The organism is Burkholderia sp. 9120, assembly GCF_000745015.1.
Classification (GTDB): Bacteria; Pseudomonadota; Gammaproteobacteria; order Burkholderiales; family Burkholderiaceae; genus Paraburkholderia.
In genome coordinates this window covers 293,326-313,984 of record NZ_JQNA01000001.1, presented here as the reverse complement: position 1 = coordinate 313,984, position 20,659 = coordinate 293,326, and the positions used below count along the sequence as shown (strand labels likewise).

Sequence of the window (20,659 nt, the reverse complement as noted above, 5' to 3'; positions counted from 1 at the left end):
CTTCACAGGAGCGCACGAAATGAATCGCACCAATACCGCCGCGTCCGCTTTGCCGGCCGCAAAGTCCGCGAAGCGCGGCAAGTATCTGAGCGTCACGTCGATCGGTCTGATGACGGCCGCCGCCGTGGTCACGAGCCTGCGTGGACTTCCGTTGCTGGCGAAAGAAGAGCTGACGATGTTCGTCTATCTCGCGTTTACGGTGGTCTTCTATCTGATCCCGGCGTCGCTGATTTCGGCTGAACTGGGTGGCGCATTTGCCGACCGGCGCGGGGGCATCTATACGTGGGTCGCGCAAGCGTTCGGCACACGTTGGGGTTTCCTTGCGATCTGGTTGCAATGGATCCAGAACGTCGTCTGGTATCCCGTGGCGCTGACCTTCGGCGCGGCGGCGCTCGCCTATACGATTGGCCGCCCGGATCTGGCGAAGAACGGCGTTTATGTCGGAATCTTCTGCATCGTCGCGTACTGGCTCTCCACGTGGATCGTGCTGCAAGGTGTCGAAGTATTCGCGAGGATCGCCAACTGGACCTTTGTGATCGGCACCATCGTGCCGGGTGTCGTGCTGCTCGCGCTGCTCGGCTACTGGATCGGCAGCGGCCATCCGCTCGGCTGGCAGCACCTGAACGTTGCCGCACTTTCGCAAAATGGTCACGCGCGATTTTGGCCCGCGATTCACGGCTTCGGCACGATCTCGTTTCTTGCCGGCATCGTGTTGCTATTTGCCGGCGTGGAGGTGCAGGCGGTTCATGTGATCGACATGAGCAGTCCGAGTCGCGGCTATCCGGCGGCCATCGGACTGGGTGCGCTGATTTCGGTGCTGATCTTCGCGCTCGGCGCGTTGCCGATCGCGGCGATCTTGCCGTACGAGAAGATCTCGTTGCAGTCTGGCGTGTTCGATGCGTTCAGTGCAGTGCTTGCGGACCTCTGGCATATGGGCTGGGCTGTGTCGGCACTGTCGCTGCTGGTCGGCATCGGTGCAATCAGCGGTGTGCTGGCCTGGTTGGGCAGTCCGTCGCGTGGTCTGCTTGAAACCGCGCACGAAGGCGAATTGCCGCCAATCCTTCAGGCCAAGAACCGCCACGGGATGCCCACGCATATTCTGCTGGTGCAAGGGCTGATCGTGACGGTGATCTCGTGCTTCTACTTCGTGATCCGGGATGTATCGGTCGCGTTCTTCCTGATTTCCGCGATGACGATCGCGCTCTACCTGATTGCCTACATGTTGATGTATGCGGCGGCGATCCAGTTGCGCTATTCGGCACCTGCGTTGCCACGACCATTCACGGTGCCCGGTGGTGTAGGCGGTATGTGGCTGACCGCTGGCGTCGGCTTTGCCGGCGTGCTGTTCAGTTTCGCCGTGTCGTTCTTCCCGCCGGACCAGTTGCCGGTTGGTTCACCGTTGCTTTATACCGGACTGGTCGGGCTCGGTATCGTCGTATTCGGCGGCATTCCCCTGATCATCCACCACGCTCGCCGCAGCGACTGGGCGACGGTTCATGGCGCGCCGCTCGCCAGTTCCGCCCCGATACCGCTGAAATAGGTGCGCGTGCGGCCTTTTTGATGGGCCTTCGATTATGAAATACAAAGACTATTACGAAGTGCTGGGAGTGCCGCGCAGCGCGACGCAGGACGATATCAAGCGTACGTATCGCAAGCTCGCTCGCAAATACCATCCGGACCTGAGCAAATTCGACGACGCGGAGTCGCGTTTCAAAGAGGTTGGCGAGGCGTATGGCGTGCTCAAGGATACGGAAAAGCGTGCGGCCTACGACCGGATGGGCGACCAGTGGCTCAACGGTCGGGACTTCGAGCCGCCGCCCCACTGGGACGAAGGTTTCGAATTCAGCGGCGCGGACGACGGCGGTGCCGAGAATGCACGCTTCAGCGAATTCTTCGAGGCGCTTTTTCGCGGAGAACATGCTGGAGGTGGCCGCGCGTCGACGATGCGCGCGCGGGAGGCAGCTCGGGCCGGTCGCCGCTCCACGGCACAGGAAATGGAGGATGCCTATGGCGGCGTGCCGCACTCCGCTCCGGGCGAGGACCACCACGCCAAAGTGGTGATCGATCTGAAAGATACCTATCGCGGGGCACAGCGCACGATTTCCCTGGAGACGCCGGTGCTCGATGCAAGCGGCCGTGTCGTGATGAAGTCACGGACGCTCGATGTCTCCATTCCCAAGGGCGTGCAGAGTGGGCAGCATTTGCGGCTTGCCGGCCAGGGGGGTGCGGGTTTCGGAGAGGGGCGAGCTGGCGACCTGTACCTGGAAATCGCGTTGCGCCCGCAGGAACATTTCCGCGTCGACGGCCGCGATGTGACGATCGATGCGCCGGTTGCGCCCTGGGAGGCGGCACTGGGCGCGCGCATTACCGTGCCGACGCCCGACGGCACCGTCGAAATAGCCGTACCGAAAGGGTCTAGCGGAGGCCAACGCTTGCGCCTGAAGGGCAAGGGCATTCCGGCGAGCGGTCCGGCCGGTACAGCGGGCGACCTCTATGCGCGGTTGAACATCGCTCTGCCACCGGCCGACAGCGACCAGGCACGCGCCGCTTACGAGGCATTACGACAGGCATGCGACTTCGACCCGCGCGCGCATTTTTCAGGTGATTCATCATGAACGAATCGCGTAAGGCCTGGCTCAAATGCCTGATCGTCGAGGAGCAGGTGGAGTTCACGCTACTCGAATTGTGCCGGGTATCCGGCGCTTCTGAACTTCAGATCTTTGACTGGATCGAGCAAGGGGCGATCGAGCCGAAACGCGTTAGCGAAGATGATGGTCCGCACTTTGACGGCGTCTCATTGCGGCGCGCCCGCAAGGCCCGCCATCTCGCGCAGGATCTCGAGATCAACGCTGCGGGCATCGCGCTCGCACTCGATCTGCTTGACGAGATCGAAGCGTTGCGAACACAGCATGACCCACGGCGATAGAGTGAATCCGTCACGCAAACCAGGTGACACTCATCGCCACGACCGTTGCCGCCATCACGCCGGTCGCAATCCAGCCGAAGGTGCGTAGTGTTGGTGGAAGCGTGAAACCGGACATGATGTGCGTCCGCATCGAGAGATGCATCATGACGATCATCACGGGCACCGCAACGACGCCATTGAGCACTGCGCTCCAGTAGAGCGCCTTGACGGGATCTATCGACGTGAAGTTCAGGCCGGCGCCGATTGCCGTTGCGGCGGCAATGACGCCGTAGAACGCCTTCGCCTGCGATGGCAGGCGCGCGAGGCCCACTCGCCACACGAACAATTCGCCCACCGCATAGGCACCCGATCCGGCTAGCACAGGCAGCGTCAACAAGCCGGTGCCGATGATGCCGGCGGCGAACACAAAGAACGTGAACGGACCTGCTATCGCGCGCAGCGCTTCCGCGGCCTGAGCCGAAGTCTGGATATCGGTGATCCCGTGTGCATGCAAGGTCGTCGCCGTCGTCACGACGATGAAGAACGCGATTACATTCGAGAGCGCCATGCCGAGGTAGGTGTCGATGCGGATCCGCGCGAACTCCGCGGGCGCTTCCCACGGCGCATGGGTCAACGGATGTGCGCCGGGCCGTTCCTTTTCGTCTTCGACTTCCTGTTCTGCCTGCCAGAAAAACAAATAAGGGCTAATCGTCGTACCCATGACCGCGACGATTGCGACGAGGTAGTCCGGTTTGACGGAAAGCGCCGGCATTAGCACGGCCCGGCCGACCTGATCCCACGGCATTTTGACGACGAAGGCGCAGATCACGTAGCTGAACAGCGACAGGCACAGCCATTTGAGAATCGACACGTAGCGCGCATAGCGGGTGAACACTTCCAATACAACGGAAAGTAGCCCGAAACCGCACACGTAGAGTAACGCCGGACCTGCGATCAGCAGCTTGAGCGCTGCGCCCATTGCACCGAGGTCGGCCCCCAGGTTGATGATGTTCGCGATGAGCAGCAACCCGACTACGCTGGTCGACAACCAGCGCGGATAGTGCTCACGCAGATTGCCCGCGATGCCGCTGCCGGTCACGCGCCCGATGCGCGCGCTGATCTCCTGGATCGCGGCCATTAACGGGTAGCTAAACAGGAGAGTCCACGCGAGCCCGTAGCCGAATTGCGCGCCGACCTGGGAATACGTGGCGATGCCGCTCGGATCGTCGTCCGACGCGCCAGTGATGAGGCCCGGGCCCATCACCTGCAGCAGTTTTGGGCGAGTTGGCTGCTTGACCGGATCGTGAGTGAGAGTGTCCATGAGTTGGGCGCTCCTGGTGGCTGACGCAGCCGTATCGGTCTGTCAGATGGTTTCGGGCGCGGCGGCCTCGGCGGGCGTGACGCCTTCGTGCGAGTCGAGCCGCGCCGGTTGGTGAGTCGCGAGAACGGCTTTTGCGCGCGCCATTTCATCCGGCTTGCCGTGGGCCATCACGATGAATCCATCGGCCTGGATGGCGGCCTCGTAATGGATCACGCTTTCCTTCGGCAGCCCCGCGTTGACGAGCGTTGCGCCCAAAGCGCTGAGGGTGCCGACCACGACCGCGCCTTCGACCGTCGACACGATGACAACGGCTAGATGACCCAGCACTACGATGGGGCCCAGCACCGGAATCGTCAGAAACACGCCGCCCATCAGCAAGCCCCACAGGCCGCCCCAGAAAGCGCCGTACTTGCCCCACATTTTCATGCGATCGCCGACGGTGTAGAGACCGACGATCTTTTCCTCGGTGTGATAGCCCTTGCCGACCACACTGAAGTTCTTCATGTCGAAGCCGCTGTCTATCAGCTTGCGCACGGCGGCATCGGCTTGACGGTGGTCGTCGAAGACTGCGATTACGACGTCATAGGGAGTCATGCGAGTGGTCCTTGAAAAGAGGTTAGGTATGCGGGCTATTGCGCCGTGCACAGCGAGGTTTGAAAAGCGCAGCCCTGTGCTATTTCAGGTTGTTGAGCTCGGCGCGCGCGAGCGTCTCAACCGATGCCCATGCGGCATCTTCGCGTTCGAAGACCGTGTCGAGTTTGACAATTTCATCGCCCGTTGACAGTCCCTTCGGGACGACACACACGCTCGCTACCCAACCATCGGCAATATGGTTCTTAACGGACATGTGAGCATCGTGTGTCCTGCTTGAGATGATTCTGTCTGTCATACTGCCGCCCCTCTGGTTGAACGAAAGCCACACTGGCCGTCGTCTGTGCTGAATAAAATTCGCGGATCAACGAGCAACATCAACGCCGTCATAGTCCGAAGTTAAATCGTTTTCGACCGGTCCCGGACTCGTCTGGATCAGGTGAAGCAACGCGTTCTGCGCAGCACCTCACTCCAAGGCGACCCGCTCGCCGGCATCGGCATCCGACCAATAGCCGTGTTTGTCGTAAAACCGGTGCAGCGCGACTTCGTAATGCCGGTCGACCGGCAACGAGTCGTCATAAGCGGGGCTATTCCGGATGACATCACGCGTCAATGCCGTCGATACGGTCGAATCGAGCCAGTCGACAACGTCGATCCAGTGAATCGCGATCAGCACGGCTTTGCCGCCAGGCCACCAGTTGTGCGTCTCCACGACCAGGTAGCGAATCGCCCAGTCGGTGTCGTCGTAAATGAAGTCCGAGACGTGCCCGATGCCGCCGTCTGCTGTTTGGAGGTGATATCCCTTGACCTCGTTGGTACTGCGCAGATGAACGTCCGCTTGCGGCCTGTTCGTATGCAAGGTTGGCCGCGAAGGTTCATCGAGCAGCGCGTCCGGCGCAACGCCTGTCGGGTCGTAGGCCGGGTAGGCGCCCATGCCCCACATGTTCGGGCCGCCCCAATACGTCGGATAGCTGTAGTAGCGCAGATACTCGATCTCGTGCTGCCGCGATACCGGCTTGTGGGTGTCGAGAATCGGGCTGTCCCGCACTTGCTGCCGCGACAGGTTCACATGCACGACGTTCGATCCCGGGTCGGTGTGTTTCACCGAATACGGCGAAACCAGCACTTGCCGGTCGTTGAGCCAGTTGCCTGTTTCGACCACCAGATAACGCACTCCCCAGGACTCGTCGTCGAAATAGACCTGGTTGACCGAACCGATATCGCCGTCCAATGCGTGCACGGTGCTGCCGTGCAGGTCGCTAATGCTTCGTAACATGGTCTCTCCGCGGTGTGAGAAGAAGGGGCGCAGCACACCACGCCCGGGGTCTGGTTTTCAAAGCAACGCGAGCCGCGTGACTTTGGTGCCTTCGAGCGACGCGCCCGCCATTAAGCCCTGGTTGGTCAGCACGAAAGCGTTGACCTGACCGGTAGAGGTGCTCGTGTCGAGCGTGCCATTCGCGCCGATTTGCAGCACGGCCACGGACGCATCGCCGCCCGCCGACCATCCGTCTCTGCTACGGAAGCGGTTGAGCGACTCGTCGGTCATGAACAGGAATACGATCGCACGCGATTGCGCGCCGATCTGCCAGCCGATCGATCCGGTCGCCGTGCTGTAGTAGCCGACCGTGCGTCCGCCAACGCGCAACGACCCTTCACCATATTGACCACCGACCACAAAGCCGGCGTCGAACACAGAAGGAAACACCAGGACTCCGTGCGCCTTGCCGACCAGTTCACGCGAGCCGCTCGCGATGTCATAGAGGCGTGCGAGTGTCGAGTCGACGCCTGCGTCGATGGTGCGGCGTTTATCCATTTGCTCGCTGCGGCTAGCATTGGAAGAAGCGGTGGTGGTGCAACCTGAGAGCGCCGCACCTAGTGCCAGAAGCGATCCTGGTGTGCTCCAGATAAATGTTCGTCTAAGCATGATTTTCTCCGCGCTGATCGACGATAGAAGCCAAGCTACGCGCACGCGCGGTAGATTGCGGTACGTCAACGTACAGACCTCTGTCTATATTCAAACGCACAATCCGTGTGAATCGTCGCGCGACTTTCCCGCGGTCATGCGGACACCCGCTAAGCGTTCGTTCGCCGTGATCATCAGACGTTACTCACCCCGACGGGCTTTCGCATGTCACGGTCGTTCTTACTGATCTGAACGCCACCGTACCGACTTACCGAACTGCATTTGCGATGCTGTTGGTTAGGCCGACCCTCCGTCCTGCGAGACGGGCGTTGGCGAACCGCACGTTGCTGGTGCTTTTGCAAGAACTCTGGCTGTTCCTGAATATCAGACCGATACGCGCGTCTCATCGCTCTTCGTTGCCGAAAAGCCCAGAATGGGGATCAAAATGTCAGCACATCTGGCGTCTGCCACTTCGATGGCGGACGGTTTTGCCTTGAACTCCGTCGTCGAGACAGACGCAATGATGGGGTGTCGTTCGCGGCCCATTGAGATTGTTGCCCTGCGCGATGCCAGCGCGACCGAGCGCGGCGTCGAGGTGCCACCGATTAGCAACCAGACCCTGGCAATGGTGGCCCACGAGTTGCGCGGGCCGTTGACGCCCTTGCGGATGGCCAGTCAGTTGATCCGCAACGCGTCGGCCGACCGCCCGGAGATACTCCGCCTGACCGAGATGATCGACCGCCAGGTGGACGGGATCGCACGGCTCGCGCAAGATTTGATGGATGCGATCCGTGTCGATCGTGATGTGCTCCGACTCAGCAAGGTCGCCATAGAGATCGCGACTCTCCTGGCTGACATCTGCGAGGTCACGGCAGTGGCTGCCGCCGCGAAAAATCAGACTTTTACCGTGTTGCTTCCCGACACGACTCTGCGCGTTGAAGGCGATCCCGTTCGTTTGACGCAGGCCGTCGGTAATCTGTTGCATAACGCGGTGAAATACACGCCGATGCACGGCAACATACGAATGACGGTGTTCGCCGAAGGAAGCAATCTTGTCATCAAAATCAATGACGATGGTCCGGGGATTTCGTCTGTCCTGCTGCCGCATATTTTCGAGCTGTTCGCACAATCCAGCAGAACGATCGCCGCCAGTGCGGGTGGCCTCGGCATTGGCCTCGCAGTCGTGAAGGCAATTGCTGCTTCTCACGGTGGTACGGTTTCGGCGATCAGCGCGGGCCCCGGAAAAGGCAGCGAGTTCACGCTCAAGCTGCCGATCATCAAGTCCGCCCGCGCTTTTTATGGCAGTGTATAAGTGGAAAGCACGATTGTCGTTGAGCCGGCCGGATACTTTGTAATGGCGAACGGGACGATAATCTCGAACTTCGTGCAATCCGTTTCCTCGTTTGTGCGGTAACACGATGTCATGCCAACGCGGGCCGCCTCAGTGATTTCGGCGTGGCTTATAATCCATTACATATTGGCCTGATTTTAAGTCGCGCGAAGATTGCCGCGTGGGGTTGCGCTGCGGTGCAGGCGGTAAAGGTGTTGGAGCACTCCTCCTTCTATCCATATTTACCCGTCAGGAATTCGTCGGCGAAAGCGGCGCGGTTCCGGGCGAGCTGCGGAGAGTGCGAAATGGCTCAAGATCTTCCCCAAAAGGAAAATCATCTGCTGGCGGTGTTGCCTGACGTGGAGTGGGAGCGTCTCGCGCCACACCTGTTGGCCGTGGATATGCCGCTCGGCAATGTCGTCTACGAATCCGGCGACCGCCTCAATTACGTTTATTTCCCGACCACCTGTATCGTGTCGCTGCTGTATGTGATGGAGGACGGTGCGTCCGCCGAAATCGCGATCGTCGGCAACGAAGGGCTCATTGGCATCGCACTTTTCATGGGGGGCGAGACCACGCCCAGCCGGGCGGTCGTGCAAAGCGCGGGCAAGGCGTATCGCCTGGATGCTCAAATCCTGAAGGAGGAGTTTCATCGTGCCGGTCCAGTCCAGCGCCTTTTGCTCCGCTACACACAGGCGCTGATCACCCAGATGGCGCAGACTGCCGTGTGTAACCGACATCATTCGATCGATCAGCAGTTGTGCAGGTGGCTCCTGCTTAGCATCGACCGTCTTTCTTCAAACGAACTGAAGATGACGCAGGAACTGATCGCCAATATGCTGGGCGTTCGTCGATCGGGTGTAACCGAGGCCGCGTTGAAATTGCAGGATGCGGGTTTGATTCGCTACAGTCATGGCCACATCGAGGTGCTAGACAGACCGGGACTCGAAGCACGTGTATGCGAATGCTACGGCGTAGTGAAGCGCGAGTTCGACCGGCTGTTACCCGCTTTGAAATCGCTATAGAGGTGGTGTGAGTTCGTCTTGAGGCCCCAGCCGCTTTGCGCCGCGCCACGAAATCACACCAATGGCCACTGCGGGCTGCGTACCGAGGATCGTCGCCGCGCATGGTCGCGTAACGCTTAAATTAGGGCGCAGTCAGTTTGAGTCGTACACGTCACAGTTCCAGATATGAATCGGATGGCGCGCGACGCTTCAGAATGGTCTCGACACATTGCAGGCGGGACGTGCCGACCATGACCTGCAGTTGTGCAGCTTGCTCATCAAGCGAAGCCGATGTCGCCTGTTCGAGCAGCGTCGCGTTTGCTGCGTCGCTTCGTCCATTTGTGACACTGCGCGATTCGCCGGTTCGATGCCAATGCTCTGCATCTGCCGATGCGGCGGCGATCTCTCCCATGATGTCGCTGACGCGCTGTATCGGCTACACGATCTCACTCACCCGTTCGCCGGCTACGGCCAGCTGATCCGTCCGGTCGTCAAAGGGGGCGAACTATCCGAATATGTAATTGGCGTCGCCGGTAGGCAGGACATGCCTTATGTCTCCCCCGCCTGGCGATTATCGGTCGAGGAGCGTGGCGATATGCTGGAAGCTTCTCATGGTGCGAGGTGCGAGGTGAAGTGGTGGCATGGCCGCTGTCGCGTTGACAACGACTGTTCGAATCCGCAGGTGCAGATGACTGAAACGGGTCCGAAAGCTGCCCTATATGTCGCGCTGGGTCGACCGCCCGCAACGGGTCGCAGAACGAAACCGCTCGCGCGGTAGAGGGCTCCGACCCGGCGTACGGGGTTCGGAGAGGGCCGCTGCGCAGTTCCGTATGTTGGAGGTCGAGGCAATCCGCCTCGTTCTTCAAACGGAGCTGCATCATGACCTCCAGTCAACCGGGCGTCAGCCCATTGCGTCAGCGTATGACCGACGACATGCGCATGCGCCAGCTTTCTCCCAAGACCCAGGCAGGCTACCTGCGCATTGTGCGTGAATTCGCCCGGTACCTAAAACGCTCACCCAGGGCCGTACCCGCTACAAGGTGATGACGCTCGAATCCAGCGAGTTCATGCGCCGCTTCCTGCTCCACGTATTGCCCGTCGGCTTCCACCGAATCCGCCACTATGGGTTGCTTGCCAACCCCGTGCGCCGCACAAACCTGGCCAGGATCCGTATGCTGCTCGGCATTGAGCCCAGGCTCTGCCCATCACCGCACGATGCGATCACCGGCGATCGACCAACCTTCGTCTATCGCCATTGCGGCGCGCCTATGCTCATCATCGACATCCTGACGCGCACCGTGCCGATTCGCGCACCACCAAAGGCAGCACAGCGATGAGCGCCTCGCGTCGATCTGCAGTTCAACTGTCGGCTTTGCGTCAGCGCGGCCGAAGAGTGGACGGTTGTGCCTTCGCTGTCATGCACGGCTGCGCAGCCGCAATCCGAACTCCGAACCGGCCGCGCCATCGCCTCTATTGCCGCATCCACGCATCTGCGCGCGCTCGCATCGCCCGCCGCCGACCTGCAACACAGACCGGTCAGATTGATCAATCGCCATAGCGAAGACGCTGGCCGCATCGGATCACTCCGCGGTTTCCTTCCTCGAGGTTTATTCAACGCCTGCCCGCACGCGTTGTCCTTGACTCATGAGCTCGTGCTCGAGGGCAGGCGTCGAACAAACCTAAACGATCTGCGCCGACCGTCGTCCGGCCATGAAGGCGCCGCCGCTTCTCGTGGTCTTGTTTTGCGCGCAAGCGCGCATCGCCGAAACAATCTGCAGATGAAAGCGGCAATCGTTCTGGCTTGCTAACGCATGGCTCCCATACGTGGGGAATTCGACGCCTCGCACGTCGGTTCCGTCCAATATACGCGGTATATCCGGGATCCCATATGAGCGGCCGCTCGCGCACGGCGCGCCGAATCCCGACGGAAGCTTAAGCCTGCTTTAAGCGACCGCGCGTACGTTTCGAATCTCAAAACCGCTTTCCACTCCGAACTCAAATTATGAATAGCAGAATCCTTTCACGTCGCGCGGCGACCGTCGGCGTCGTTGCCGCGCTCGCGGGTGCCTACGCGGCCGGCCATCACAATGCCGACGGCTCATAGGTCGTCAATCCTGGCACCGGCTCGACGCCGATCGAGTCCGGCGCGCGCGCCGGCACACCCGACTTCTCGAACATCGTCGCGACTTACGGCCCCGCGGTCGTCAACATCAGCGCGAAGCACATCGGCGGGCAGCCGGACCCGCAAGGCGAGGACGGCGGAGACAATGGCGCATCGAGCGAGGCCCCAGGCTCTGGCTCCATCATCAGCCAAGACGGCTACATCCTGACGAACGACCACGTCGTCGACCGCCCGAACGCGGTCTTCGTATGAATACATGGACTACCTCCAAAGTAGTCCAGGATTTTGTCCGCATCCCCGAAGCGGCTGAGCCTGATCGCCGACACGTTTTACTTCCGGCGATCAGGCTGTTGCGGCGGATTCGTCGGAGGCGGCAGATGGCTCGGCCCCGTAGGAGGCCGCGGCCAGCGCCATGCGGGCCAACGCGGGAAGGGACCCGGCGCCAGTTTTCGTCATGATCGCGGCACGGTGGTTTTCGACCGTGCGTTGGCTGATGGAAAGATCAGACGCGATGATCTTGCTTGGTTGACCGGCGAGCACCCGTTCCATGATTTCGTGCTGACGCGGCGTGAGCGTGGCGACATGTTGCGCCGCCGTCTCACGCCACGCGAACAGTTTGTTGGAGTCACGCGATTGTTCGACCGCGCGCCTGATGCCCTCGAGCAGCTCGGTGCGCCCGATTGGTTTTTCGATGAAATCGGCAGCGCCGGCCTTCATGGCGCGCACTACCATTGAAACATCGCTGTGACCCGTGATCATGATCGCCGGCAGTGGTCGCTTCGTTTCGCGGATATGTTCGAGCAATTCAAGCCCACTCATGCCCGGCAGGTAGCCGTCTACCAATAGACAAGCCTCGCGTCCCGAATGATAGCTGGAGAGGAAGGCTTCGCATGTCGGATAGGTTTCGACGGTCTGGCAGTCTTCCTCGAGTACCGCTCTTATCGCATCACGTACAGTCGAATCGTCGTCCACCACGTAAATGACCGGTTCCAAGCCGCCTTTCTCCCGCATGTTGTCGTGATGCGGCAGCGGTGCCGGCGGCAATTCCGGTAGCAGACGCTGAATCAACTGCGAAAGCGTATTGACTTGGACCGGCTTGTTGAGTTGCGCGCACTGCTTGAGTGCGATCGCCTTGAGCGTCTCTGTCGATATGTCGCCCGTCAGGATAATGGTCGGGATTTGGCGGCACAGTGTCTCCCTTAATTTCGTTGCGACCTCCAGTCCGTTCATTCCGTTCGGCAAGTTGTAGTCCGCGAGAATCAGGTCCGGCCGGAACGTATCGCGCGTCACCCATTCAAGCGCCGCGGTTCCATCGCGCGCGGCAGCCGCACGGTGGCCTTCGTCGGTCAGAATGAGTTCCAGCAAGCTGCGTACTTCAGGATCGTCTTCGATGACCAGAATGGCGCCGGTGCGGTGGGGGGCAGCGACGGTCTCATCGTTGACTTTCGCCGGTTGCGGCATAACAGTGCTGGTGGATTCCTCGACGGCGGCCCCGACGTCGACGGCAAATACCGAACCCTTGCCCGGCTCGGAGCGTACCCGAATCCGATGCTTCAGCAAGCGCGCGAGGCGCTGGGAAATGGACAATCCCAGCCCAAGGCCAAGTCTACGCTCGCGCGCAGCATTGTTGAGCTGATGGTATTCATCGAAGATCGATTTGATCTCTGCAGCGGGAATACCGATTCCGGTGTCCCAAACCTCGATGCTGACCACGCCGTTCCGCCTCCGGCAGCCTAATAACACCCTGCCGCGCGGTGTATATTTCAGCGCATTCGAAAGCAGGTTGCGGATGATCTGATCAAGCAGGCGCGGGTCACTCTGTATCGATAGGTGGCAACGCACCACATGCAAGGAAATGCCTTGCGCGTGCGCGTGGAACGCGAACTCGTCTCGCAGACGGTCAAACAAGGTGTTGAGCGGAAAACTGGAAGTCTCCGCGTGGACGGTCCCAGCCTCAATTTGGTTGATGTCGAGTAAGGTGTTGAGCATGCCGGACATCGCATCCAGCGTCTGCTCAAAGCGAGCCACGATTTTTCCGGCCGTTTCGCCCTCCACGTGCTTCACCAGCAACGAATGAAGTAGCGTCAGTGTCTGCAGCGGTTGCCGTAGATCATGGCTGGCGGCCGCCAGAAAGCGCGATTTGGCGACATTGGCGAGGTCAGCTTGCTGGCGTGCTGCTTCGAGTGCTTTCGTAGTGTGCTTTCTATCCGTGATATCTGTGAACGTGATGACCACGCCCTCGATACCATTGTCGTTGGTGCGGTAGGGCAGGATTCGGCGGATGAACCAGACGCCGCTGCGTGTTTCGATTTCCCGTTCTAATGGAGTGCCGGTCTGTAATACGGTCTGTGCATCCGTGAGCAGATCACCGTCAGCCGCGAGCGAGCGCAGGTCTGCAAGGGGACGGCCAACATCGCCGGGGATCACGCTGAAAACGAGTTTCGTGGCTGGGGTGAAGAACCGGATGTTCAGGTCCGGGTCAAGAAAGAGCGTCGCGACATCCGTGCTGTAGAGGACGTTCTGCAGATCGTTAGAAGTGGTTCGCTGACGCTCCAGCGTTTCCTGCAACTGACCATTCAGTGCGGTGAGTTCCTCGTTGAGTGACTGCAACTCTTCCTTCGAAGTGACCAGTTCCTCATTCGTCGACTGGTATTCCTCATTGACCGACAGCGCTTCCTCATTGATCGTCTTCTGTTCTTCGCCAGCCAGTTCAAGACTATGGATGGCGCGTTGCAGTTCGTCGCGGGTGGTATCAAGCTCGCGTCCGAGCTCCGCAATCCGGGAAATGTCCGCGGCTTGAGTCAGGTCGGTACGCGACTGCGCGTGTTCGGGCAGGTCGACAAAGCAGATAAGCAACAGCGCCTCGCCTTCGCTCGATACGGGCAGAACGTCAATACGGAACGAAACCAGATTGCCATCCCGCGATAGGCTGCCACCGTTGACGACAACGCGCATGCCCTCACGGCTGGCCTCTGTAGTCGCCAGTCTCAGTCTCGTGCGCATGTTGTTGGGCGCCATGGAGAGCAGGTCGCGTGTGGGCGCGCCCTGTGGCACATGCAGATAGCGGTCTGTGGCACCAAGGAAGAACAGGCACTCAAGATTGCGGTCGGTCAGCACCGCAGCCGGTGCGTAGGCATCGATGACGAGTTGCCGACACAATTCAGCCATCCCGGTGTGATGCGGGCGAACGGACGTCGCTTGCCCCTCGCGAAGTGGAGCGCGGGAAAGGTCGCCGTTCCCGAGCAAAAAGCCAAGGTTTCCTGGCTGGGAGCGGCCGATGTGCCGATAAACGCGCTCTGCTTTCGAAACAATCTCGAAACGTCCTGTTGTGTCTCCGGCGGTCTCGGCGCTTCCCAGAAGCAGAATTCCTCCTTCGCGCAATGCAAAATGAAAGAGCGATATGACTTTTGCCTGCGCCTCCGGCTTCAGGTAAATGAGCAGGTTGCGGCATGAAACAAGGTCGAGGCGCGAAAAAGGTGGATCCGCCAACACATCCTGGACCGTGAACACCACGACAGACCGGAGTTCAGGCAGGACCCGGTACTGATGCTCCTCCTTCGCAAAGAACCGCGCGAGTCGAGTGGGAGAAACGTCGGCCTCGATGGCCTTCGGGTAGAGCCCCTCGCGCGCCTTGGAAACAGCGTCCGGGTCAATGTCGGATGCGAACACCTGCAGCTTGATGTCGATTCCGGCTAAAGCAATCTGCTCGCGAAATACCATCGCCAACGAATAGGTTTCTTCGCCCGTGCTGCACCCAGCTGTCCAGACCCGCAAAGCCTGACCGGCTGCGCGGTTTCGAACCAGTTCAGGTATGACGGTTTTCTCGAGAAACTCGAACACCGAAGGATCGCGAAAGAAACTTGTGACATTGATAAGCAGGTCCGCCGCCAGACGGCCCAACTCCTCGCTGTCGCGCTGCAGAACCTCGAGATACTCGCCGAGTTCACCGGTGTCGAGCGCGACCAGCGCCATGCGCCGCCGGACCCTGCGCAGCAGGGTACCAGGTTTGTAACACGTAAAATCATGGGTGGTCCTGGCGCGCAGCAATTCAACGATCTTTGCCAGTCCCGCCGGCCTGGGCTCCTCCCCGCCAGCCAGAGCGTTTTTATCGGGTAACGCCATGCGACGCTGGAACTCGGCTAGCGCGGCAGGTATCGCATCTGCCGGGAGAATGAGATCCACTCCACCCGTGGCGATTGCACTTCGCGGCATCGAATCGTAGGCCGCTTCATCCGGGTCCTGGGCAATCACGAGGCCGCCTGCTTCCCTGATCGCTTTCAAGCCGACGCTGCCGTCGGCACCCATGCCCGAGAGAATCACGCAGACGGCGCGCGCTCCGTATTCGTCAGCCATTGAGTGCAACAGAAAATCGAACGGCAGGCGAGCGCCGTGGTGTGTCAGCGGCTTCGACAGATGAAGCGCCCTGTTAAGGACTGAAAGCGAAACCCCGGGCGGAATAACATACAAATAGCCGCGCTCGATCCGCATCCCGTCTTCCGCCTGCAACACGCTGACAGACGCACGACCGCCCAGCAGGTCGACCATCATGCTCTTATGAGTCGGATCGAGATGTTGAACCAGAACAAATGCCATGCCGGCATTGCTGGGGAGTGCTCCGAGCAACTTCCGGCATGCGTCCAGACCGCCTGCAGATGCGCCTATTCCAACGACGGGAAAGTCCTCCGATTTGGGCTCCGTAACGTCGCCTGCAGGGCGACGCGCAGTTGCGCGGGCGGGAAGCTTGTCAGCGGGACGGGAAAGACTTCCAGGCATGAGAATTGCCCCGGCGGGTTGCCTTCACGGAGAAGACATTGCTTTGATGGTACACGAGTTTTCTTTCATATCCTGATCGCATCATAGGGTCCCGGTCGGCGTCGAAGATGCCGAAATGAGTAGTTTCCGAGTCTGCCTCCGCATTCAGACCGGCACTATGATCAAGGTAAATGAGATCCGGAGGAATGTGATGAGCGCCGTCATCGCGAAGCTACATACAGAGCATGTCAGGCTTGCGCGACTGGTACGACTGTTGAATCACCAGTCATGCCTTCGTACGGACGCAAGCGCGCCGAATATCGCACTGTTGGTGGATGCGTTGTGTTACCTGACACGCTTTCCTGACGTGAGTCACCACGTGATTGAAGACCGGATGGTCGACGTGCTCCTGGAAAAGAAAGCATTGTCAGTCGACGTCGGTCAGGAGATCGAATCACAGCATGCGACTTTGATCCGGGACGGTCGCGACCTGTTGCGCGACCTGGAGTCGGCGGTCCGGGGAGAAAACATGTCGAAGGAGTTAGTGGATATCCGGATTCGACTCTACGCAGAGCGGCTGCGCCACAATATGGTCGTCGAGGAGTTGACGCTGTTTCCAGCTGCTGAGAAAAGCCTCAGCGAGAAAGATTGGCGCACCGTCGAGGGCGTGATTTCACTAGCCCGGCCTGATCCGCTTTTTGATAATGAGCCGGACCAGCAGTTCGCGGAGCTATATAGGGTAATTACGGCGGAGGCGAATACTGTGTCCGCTGAATTTCCATTTTGACCCGACTTTTATCCCACGTTCGCATCCAGCGGACGTTCGCCCGTCCGGAGTTCCATCATGTCGAAGAAATTTCTCAGCCGCGAACAGATCCGGCAGCAAGTTCAGCAGCGCCTGCAGCCAAGCCCGACCAGACTGACGGGATTGCCGGAGATTGCCATTCCACTGCCAAAACCTCATTCGCTCGATGTGCATGCGCGCAATTGGGATATGAAGGAACTGGGCGGCACAGGGTATGGCGGATATGTCCGGAAGGTCGTTGACGAGGCGAGAAAGGAGTTCTTTCTATCCGATGCCGCTGATCGCGACGAGATCCTCGGAGACTCGTTTGCACATAGCTGAGATATTTGCCGCACATTCACGTCGACCGGCGACCCAACGGATAACCAGGAAGCAAGCGAAATGAAACACTCCATATTGGCATCGGCATTCGCCGCTTCGGTCTGCTTTGGATTGCTCCCGTCGCCGGCCGCCGCACAATCCGCCAAGGTCACACGAGCTTCTGGCTCGAACACGGCAGACGCCCGCACGTCCGTGGCACCCGCTGCGAAATGTTTGAGCGATCTGAGGGTGTTCAACAGCAAAATCGGCAGGGACGGCTACTGGCTAGGTGGTTCCCGCTACGGTTACGGCTATCCGGTGAACACCGCGGGTTACGGTTGGTACGGCTATCCCGATGGCGACTACCCGGCGTCGACACATGTCGGGCTGCAGAACGCGAGACCCGGTTATGAAATCAGGGCGCTCATCACGTCCGCCAACATTCTTGCGCAGCACGGCCAGGAGCAATCCTGCGAGAGTCTGCTGTCGACGAGTCGAGGTATCTACAAAGCTTACGTCGCTGGCCTGCATGCTGACCAGCGGCCTCTCTTGGACCGGCACGGGTGGCAGGAGCGTCAGATTGCGTCCGCTCAACCGGTGACGGGCCAGAATGTTGCGTTCAATTCCGACCAGTTACTCGGTACCGAGGTGCGAAATCGCCAGGATGAGGCGCTGGGCAGCGTGCATGATCTGGTAACAAGTCCACAGTCCGGCAAGATTGCCTATCTGGTGATAAGCCGCGGCGGCATTCTCGGCATCGACGAAAAATACGTGGCGGTGCCGTGGGGAGACTTTGCGGTTACCCCCAACCTCGGCATGCTGGTACTCAACAGCACGGTGAGCGCGATGGACGCGGCACCGCAACAGAAGAACGACGAGTTTAATGCAGGCGGGCACTTCGATCAGGACAGCGCCAAGGTGGATGCTTACTGGAAGACGTCGTTATCCAAAGCGGAGTAAAGCAGAGCAGGGAGTATCGACTATGTTGCGAAGTATTGAGAGCCTTTACGGAAACCCGGTGATCGCGCGTGACGGCGAAATCGGCAGCATTGACGACGTTTATTTCGATGACGAGGCTTGGGGCGTCCGTTACCTCATCGTCGAAACAGGCCATTGGTTCGATAAAGAGCATGTCCTGATTTCTCCATATTCATTCCAGCCAGACAAGCTGGATTCCGGGACTGTTGATTTGCACTGAATTCTGACCCACCTGACACGGTGATTTGCATCGAATATTGACCCACGTGGAACACACTGGCCCGCTGTGCAGCTAGCGGGAGAACGGAGTGATCGACATGGCAATATTGAGCATCATCCGACGCTGGCATTATCGCGATCATGTCTCGCTACGCGAGATCGCCAAACGGCTTGGCGTTTCAAGAAACACCGTCAGGCGCTATATACGTGCCGGCACCGTAGTGCCCACCTATCCGGAACGGCAGAGCCCGAGCAAGCTCGACGGATTTGCGGCCAAGCTCGCCGGCTGGTTAAAGACGGAAGCAAACCGGCCGCGCAAACAGCGCAGAACCCTCAAGCAGATTTACGCTGACCTCACCGTGTTGGGATTCACAGGGTCCTACGACCGGGTCGCCGCCTTTGCGCGCCGCTGGCGACAGGAGCAGCAGGAGCAGGCAAGGAGCGCAGCACGTGGCACCTTTGTGCCGCTGACCTTTGCACCCGGAGAAGCATTCCAGTTCGACTGGAGCGAGGACTGGGCCGTGATCAACGGCGAGCGCACCAAGTTGCAGGTTGCGCAGTTCAAGCTCAGTCACAGCCGGGCGTTCTTCCTGAGGGCCTATCTGCTGCAAACCCACGAGATGCTGTTCGACGCTCACTACCACGCGTTCGTGGCGTGGGGCGGCATTCCGCGCCGTGGCATATATGACAACATGAAGACCGCTGTCGACAAGGTTCGTCGTGGCAAGCTGCGGGACGTCAACGCGCGCTTCAGCGCCATGGTCAGTCACTATCTGTTTGACGCCGAATTCTGCAATCCGGCCTCAGGCTGGGAGAAGGGGCAGATCGAGAAGAACGTTCAGGACAGCCGTCACCGGCTGTGGCAACGCGTGCCGGCGTTCGGTTCGCTCTCTGCATTAAACGACTGGCTGGCCGACCAGTGTGTCCTGCTCTGGCAGCAGACGCAGCACCCTGAGCAGGACACAACGATCTGGGACGCGTGGTCGGTCGAGCGACCCCATCTGATGCCGGTCGGCCAGGCATTCGACGGCTTTGTCGAGCACACCAAACTCGTCTCGCCCACGTGTCTGGTGAGTTTCGACCGCAACCGGTATAGCGTGCCGGCGGCATTTGCGAACCGGCCCATCAGCCTGCACGTCTACGCGGCCCAGCTCGTCTTCGTCGCCGAAGGGCAGGTCATCGCGGAGCACGTCCGGCGTATCAACCGCAGCCATGATCGCGGAGAAACCATCTACGACTGGCGTCATTACCTCGCAGTCCTGCAGCGCAAGCCTGGAGCATTGCGCAACGGCGCGCCGTTCGCAGAGTTTCCTGCCGCCTTCAAGCGGCTGCAGACAATCCTGCTGAAGCACGCCGGTGGCGACCGGGAGATGGTCGAGATACTGGCGCTGGTGCTGCTGCACGACGAACAGGCCGTACTCACCGCCGTCGAGCTGGCACTTGAGGCCGGTGCGCCCTCAAAGCAAACGGTGATGAACGTCCTGAGCCGGCTGCTTGACGGGGCTCCCGTGCCTCCGCTGCAGACGCCCCAGGCCTTCGCCCTGCGCGTCGAGCCGCAAGCCAACGTCGGCCGTTATGACGACCTGAGAGGCCGGGAGGATCATCATGCAGCCTGACGCCATGATGGAAATGCTCAAGTCACTGAAGCTGCACGGCATGGCCCAGGCGCTTGGCGAGCTGGCCGCGCAGGATTCCCCCGCGTACAAGTCGGCATCGCTAGTTCTGGCAGGTCTGCTCAAGGCGGAGATGGCGGCCCGTGAGGTACGTTCACTGGCCTATCAGATGAAGGTCGCCCGCTTCCCGGCGTATCGGGATCTCAACGGCTTTGACTTCGGTTGCAGCGATGTCAACGAAGCAACCGTGCGTCAGTTGCATCGGTGTGAGTTCATGACATCGGCACACAACGTCGTGCTGGTCGGCGGACCGGGCACGGGCAAAACGCATCTGGCGACGGCGATTGGCGTGCAGGCGATCGAACATGATCGAAGCCGCGTGCGTTTCTTCTCCACCATTGAACTCGTCAATGCGCTTGAGCAGGAGAAGCTGACTGGAAAGCCTGGGCAACTGGCTGTGCGTCTAATGTACGCCGACCTCGTCATCCTCGACGAACTGGGTTATCTGCCGTTCAGCCAGACCGGGGGCGCCTTGCTCTTCCATCTACTGAGCAAACTCTACGAGCGCACGAGCGTCGTCATCACAACCAATCTGAGCTTCTCTGAGTGGGCCAACGTCTTCGGCGACGCGAAGATGACCACGGCGCTGCTCGACCGGCTCACACACCACTGCCACATTGTAGAAACCGGCAACGATAGCTATCGTTTCAGGAACAGCACGACACAGCCTGAAAAGGAGAGAAAACGAACCCCGAAACACCCAACCTGAACCCCAAAACTGGATCAAAGGGTGGGTCAGTATTCGATGCAAATCCT

The 20,659-nt window shown here is 59.9% G+C and carries 17 protein-coding genes and 3 pseudogenes; 13 read left to right on the top strand and 7 right to left on the bottom strand.

What is annotated here, in order from left to right:
- The first annotated feature begins 19 nt into the window (after positions 1-19).
- Genes FA94_RS01340 through FA94_RS01330 form a run of 3 tightly spaced genes read left to right on the top strand, consistent with a single transcriptional unit; the run spans position 20 to position 2,926 of the window.
- Positions 20-1,540, top strand: coding sequence for an amino acid permease (locus FA94_RS01340; protein ID WP_035546103.1), 1,521 nt, complete (start codon positions 20-22; stop codon positions 1,538-1,540).
- 34 nt (positions 1,541-1,574) lie between these two features.
- A complete protein-coding gene (locus tag FA94_RS01335; protein ID WP_035546101.1) occupies positions 1,575-2,615 on the top strand; it encodes a DnaJ C-terminal domain-containing protein in 1,041 nt (346 codons plus the stop codon).
- Positions 2,612-2,926, top strand: a complete 315-nt coding sequence (locus FA94_RS01330; protein ID WP_035546100.1) for a chaperone modulator CbpM — start codon at positions 2,612-2,614, stop codon at positions 2,924-2,926. The genes FA94_RS01335 and FA94_RS01330 overlap by 4 nt, the downstream gene beginning before the upstream one ends.
- Positions 2,927-2,936: 10 nt before the next feature.
- Here FA94_RS01330 and FA94_RS01325 read toward each other — a convergent pair whose 3' ends face one another.
- The 5 genes from FA94_RS01325 to FA94_RS01310 form a co-directional block, all read right to left on the bottom strand.
- Positions 2,937-4,226, bottom strand: coding sequence for an NRAMP family divalent metal transporter (locus FA94_RS01325; protein WP_035546099.1), 1,290 nt, complete (start codon positions 4,224-4,226; stop codon positions 2,937-2,939).
- Between the two features lie 42 nt (positions 4,227-4,268).
- Positions 4,269-4,820, bottom strand: a complete 552-nt coding sequence (locus tag FA94_RS01320) for a general stress protein (protein WP_035546097.1) — start codon at positions 4,818-4,820, stop codon at positions 4,269-4,271.
- Positions 4,821-4,899: 79 nt separating this feature from the next.
- On the bottom strand, positions 4,900-5,073 hold the full coding sequence (locus tag FA94_RS38465; protein ID WP_156126485.1) for a hypothetical protein: 174 nt from the start codon (positions 5,071-5,073) through the stop codon (positions 4,900-4,902).
- A 210-nt stretch (positions 5,074-5,283) separates the two neighbouring features.
- Positions 5,284-6,093, bottom strand: a complete 810-nt coding sequence (locus FA94_RS01315) for a PRC-barrel domain-containing protein (protein WP_035546095.1) — start codon at positions 6,091-6,093, stop codon at positions 5,284-5,286.
- Between the two features lie 57 nt (positions 6,094-6,150).
- The gene (locus FA94_RS01310) at positions 6,151-6,741 is read right to left on the bottom strand and encodes a BPSL1445 family SYLF domain-containing lipoprotein (RefSeq protein WP_035549030.1); all 591 of its coding nucleotides are present in this window, start codon (positions 6,739-6,741) and stop codon (positions 6,151-6,153) included.
- A gap of 424 nt (positions 6,742-7,165) precedes the next feature.
- Here FA94_RS01310 and FA94_RS01305 point away from each other — a divergent pair, with 424 nt between their 5' ends.
- Positions 7,166-8,032: a sensor histidine kinase gene (locus tag FA94_RS01305; protein ID WP_197070167.1), complete on the top strand. Its 867-nt coding sequence runs from the start codon at positions 7,166-7,168 to the stop codon at positions 8,030-8,032.
- 323 nt (positions 8,033-8,355) lie between these two features.
- Entirely contained in the window at positions 8,356-9,075 is a 720-nt protein-coding gene (locus FA94_RS01300; protein WP_035546093.1) for a Crp/Fnr family transcriptional regulator, read from the top strand.
- A 151-nt stretch (positions 9,076-9,226) separates the two neighbouring features.
- Here FA94_RS01300 and FA94_RS01295 read toward each other — a convergent pair.
- Positions 9,227-9,541, bottom strand: a pseudogene (locus FA94_RS01295) (methyl-accepting chemotaxis protein); the annotation flags it as partial.
- Between the two features lie 392 nt (positions 9,542-9,933).
- Here FA94_RS01295 and FA94_RS37645 point away from each other — a divergent pair.
- Together FA94_RS37645 and FA94_RS01290 are read left to right on the top strand one after the other, a co-directional pair.
- Positions 9,934-10,074, top strand: a pseudogene (locus tag FA94_RS37645) (phage integrase N-terminal SAM-like domain-containing protein); the annotation flags it as partial.
- 11 nt (positions 10,075-10,085) lie between these two features.
- Positions 10,086-10,391, top strand: a pseudogene (locus FA94_RS01290) (transposase); the annotation flags it as partial.
- A 1,127-nt stretch (positions 10,392-11,518) separates the two neighbouring features.
- Here the strand turns inward: FA94_RS01290 and FA94_RS01280 are convergent.
- The gene (locus FA94_RS01280; RefSeq protein ID WP_081935633.1) at positions 11,519-15,949 is read right to left on the bottom strand and encodes a chemotaxis protein CheB; all 4,431 of its coding nucleotides are present in this window, start codon (positions 15,947-15,949) and stop codon (positions 11,519-11,521) included.
- Positions 15,950-16,139: 190 nt separating this feature from the next.
- Here FA94_RS01280 and FA94_RS01275 point away from each other — a divergent pair, with 190 nt between their 5' ends.
- The 6 genes from FA94_RS01275 (at position 16,140) to istB (ending at position 20,612) form a co-directional block, all read left to right on the top strand.
- Positions 16,140-16,715, top strand: coding sequence for a hemerythrin domain-containing protein (locus FA94_RS01275; RefSeq protein WP_035549023.1), 576 nt, complete (start codon positions 16,140-16,142; stop codon positions 16,713-16,715).
- Positions 16,716-16,772: 57 nt separating this feature from the next.
- Positions 16,773-17,054, top strand: coding sequence for a hypothetical protein (locus FA94_RS01270; protein WP_035546079.1), 282 nt, complete (start codon positions 16,773-16,775; stop codon positions 17,052-17,054).
- Positions 17,055-17,114: 60 nt separating this feature from the next.
- The gene (locus FA94_RS37130) at positions 17,115-17,993 is read left to right on the top strand and encodes a PRC-barrel domain-containing protein (protein WP_081935632.1); all 879 of its coding nucleotides are present in this window, start codon (positions 17,115-17,117) and stop codon (positions 17,991-17,993) included.
- Between the two features lie 22 nt (positions 17,994-18,015).
- The gene (locus tag FA94_RS01260) at positions 18,016-18,231 is read left to right on the top strand and encodes a PRC-barrel domain-containing protein (protein WP_035546077.1); all 216 of its coding nucleotides are present in this window, start codon (positions 18,016-18,018) and stop codon (positions 18,229-18,231) included.
- A gap of 97 nt (positions 18,232-18,328) precedes the next feature.
- A complete protein-coding gene (gene istA / locus FA94_RS01255) occupies positions 18,329-19,846 on the top strand; it encodes an IS21 family transposase (protein ID WP_156126484.1) in 1,518 nt (505 codons plus the stop codon).
- Positions 19,836-20,612 (top strand): IS21-like element helper ATPase IstB, encoded by a 777-nt coding sequence (istB, locus tag FA94_RS01250; protein WP_035546074.1) that lies wholly within the window; start codon positions 19,836-19,838, stop codon positions 20,610-20,612. The genes istA and istB overlap by 11 nt, the downstream gene beginning before the upstream one ends.
- Positions 20,613-20,659 lie beyond the last annotated feature (47 nt).

Excerpts from the sequence above, each read along its gene's own strand:
- FA94_RS01340 (WP_035546103.1), top strand. The coding sequence starts at position 20 with ATGAATCGCACCAATACCGCCGCGTCCGCTTTGCCGGCCGCAAAGTCC.
- FA94_RS01335 (WP_035546101.1), top strand. The coding sequence starts at position 1,575 with ATGAAATACAAAGACTATTACGAAGTGCTGGGAGTGCCGCGCAGCGCG.
- FA94_RS01330 (WP_035546100.1), top strand. The coding sequence starts at position 2,612 with ATGAACGAATCGCGTAAGGCCTGGCTCAAATGCCTGATCGTCGAGGAG.
- FA94_RS01325 (WP_035546099.1), bottom strand. The coding sequence starts at position 4,226 with ATGGACACTCTCACTCACGATCCGGTCAAGCAGCCAACTCGCCCAAAA.
- FA94_RS01320 (WP_035546097.1), bottom strand. The coding sequence starts at position 4,820 with ATGACTCCCTATGACGTCGTAATCGCAGTCTTCGACGACCACCGTCAA.
- FA94_RS38465 (WP_156126485.1), bottom strand. The coding sequence starts at position 5,073 with ATGTCCGTTAAGAACCATATTGCCGATGGTTGGGTAGCGAGCGTGTGT.
- FA94_RS01315 (WP_035546095.1), bottom strand. The coding sequence starts at position 6,093 with ATGTTACGAAGCATTAGCGACCTGCACGGCAGCACCGTGCACGCATTG.
- FA94_RS01310 (WP_035549030.1), bottom strand. The coding sequence starts at position 6,741 with ATGCTTAGACGAACATTTATCTGGAGCACACCAGGATCGCTTCTGGCA.
- FA94_RS01305 (WP_197070167.1), top strand. The coding sequence starts at position 7,166 with ATGTCAGCACATCTGGCGTCTGCCACTTCGATGGCGGACGGTTTTGCC.
- FA94_RS01300 (WP_035546093.1), top strand. The coding sequence starts at position 8,356 with ATGGCTCAAGATCTTCCCCAAAAGGAAAATCATCTGCTGGCGGTGTTG.
- FA94_RS01280 (WP_081935633.1), bottom strand. The coding sequence starts at position 15,949 with ATGCCTGGAAGTCTTTCCCGTCCCGCTGACAAGCTTCCCGCCCGCGCA.
- FA94_RS01275 (WP_035549023.1), top strand. The coding sequence starts at position 16,140 with ATGAGCGCCGTCATCGCGAAGCTACATACAGAGCATGTCAGGCTTGCG.
- FA94_RS01270 (WP_035546079.1), top strand. The coding sequence starts at position 16,773 with ATGTCGAAGAAATTTCTCAGCCGCGAACAGATCCGGCAGCAAGTTCAG.
- FA94_RS37130 (WP_081935632.1), top strand. The coding sequence starts at position 17,115 with ATGAAACACTCCATATTGGCATCGGCATTCGCCGCTTCGGTCTGCTTT.
- FA94_RS01260 (WP_035546077.1), top strand. The coding sequence starts at position 18,016 with ATGTTGCGAAGTATTGAGAGCCTTTACGGAAACCCGGTGATCGCGCGT.
- istA (WP_156126484.1), top strand. The coding sequence starts at position 18,329 with ATGGCAATATTGAGCATCATCCGACGCTGGCATTATCGCGATCATGTC.
- istB (WP_035546074.1), top strand. The coding sequence starts at position 19,836 with ATGCAGCCTGACGCCATGATGGAAATGCTCAAGTCACTGAAGCTGCAC.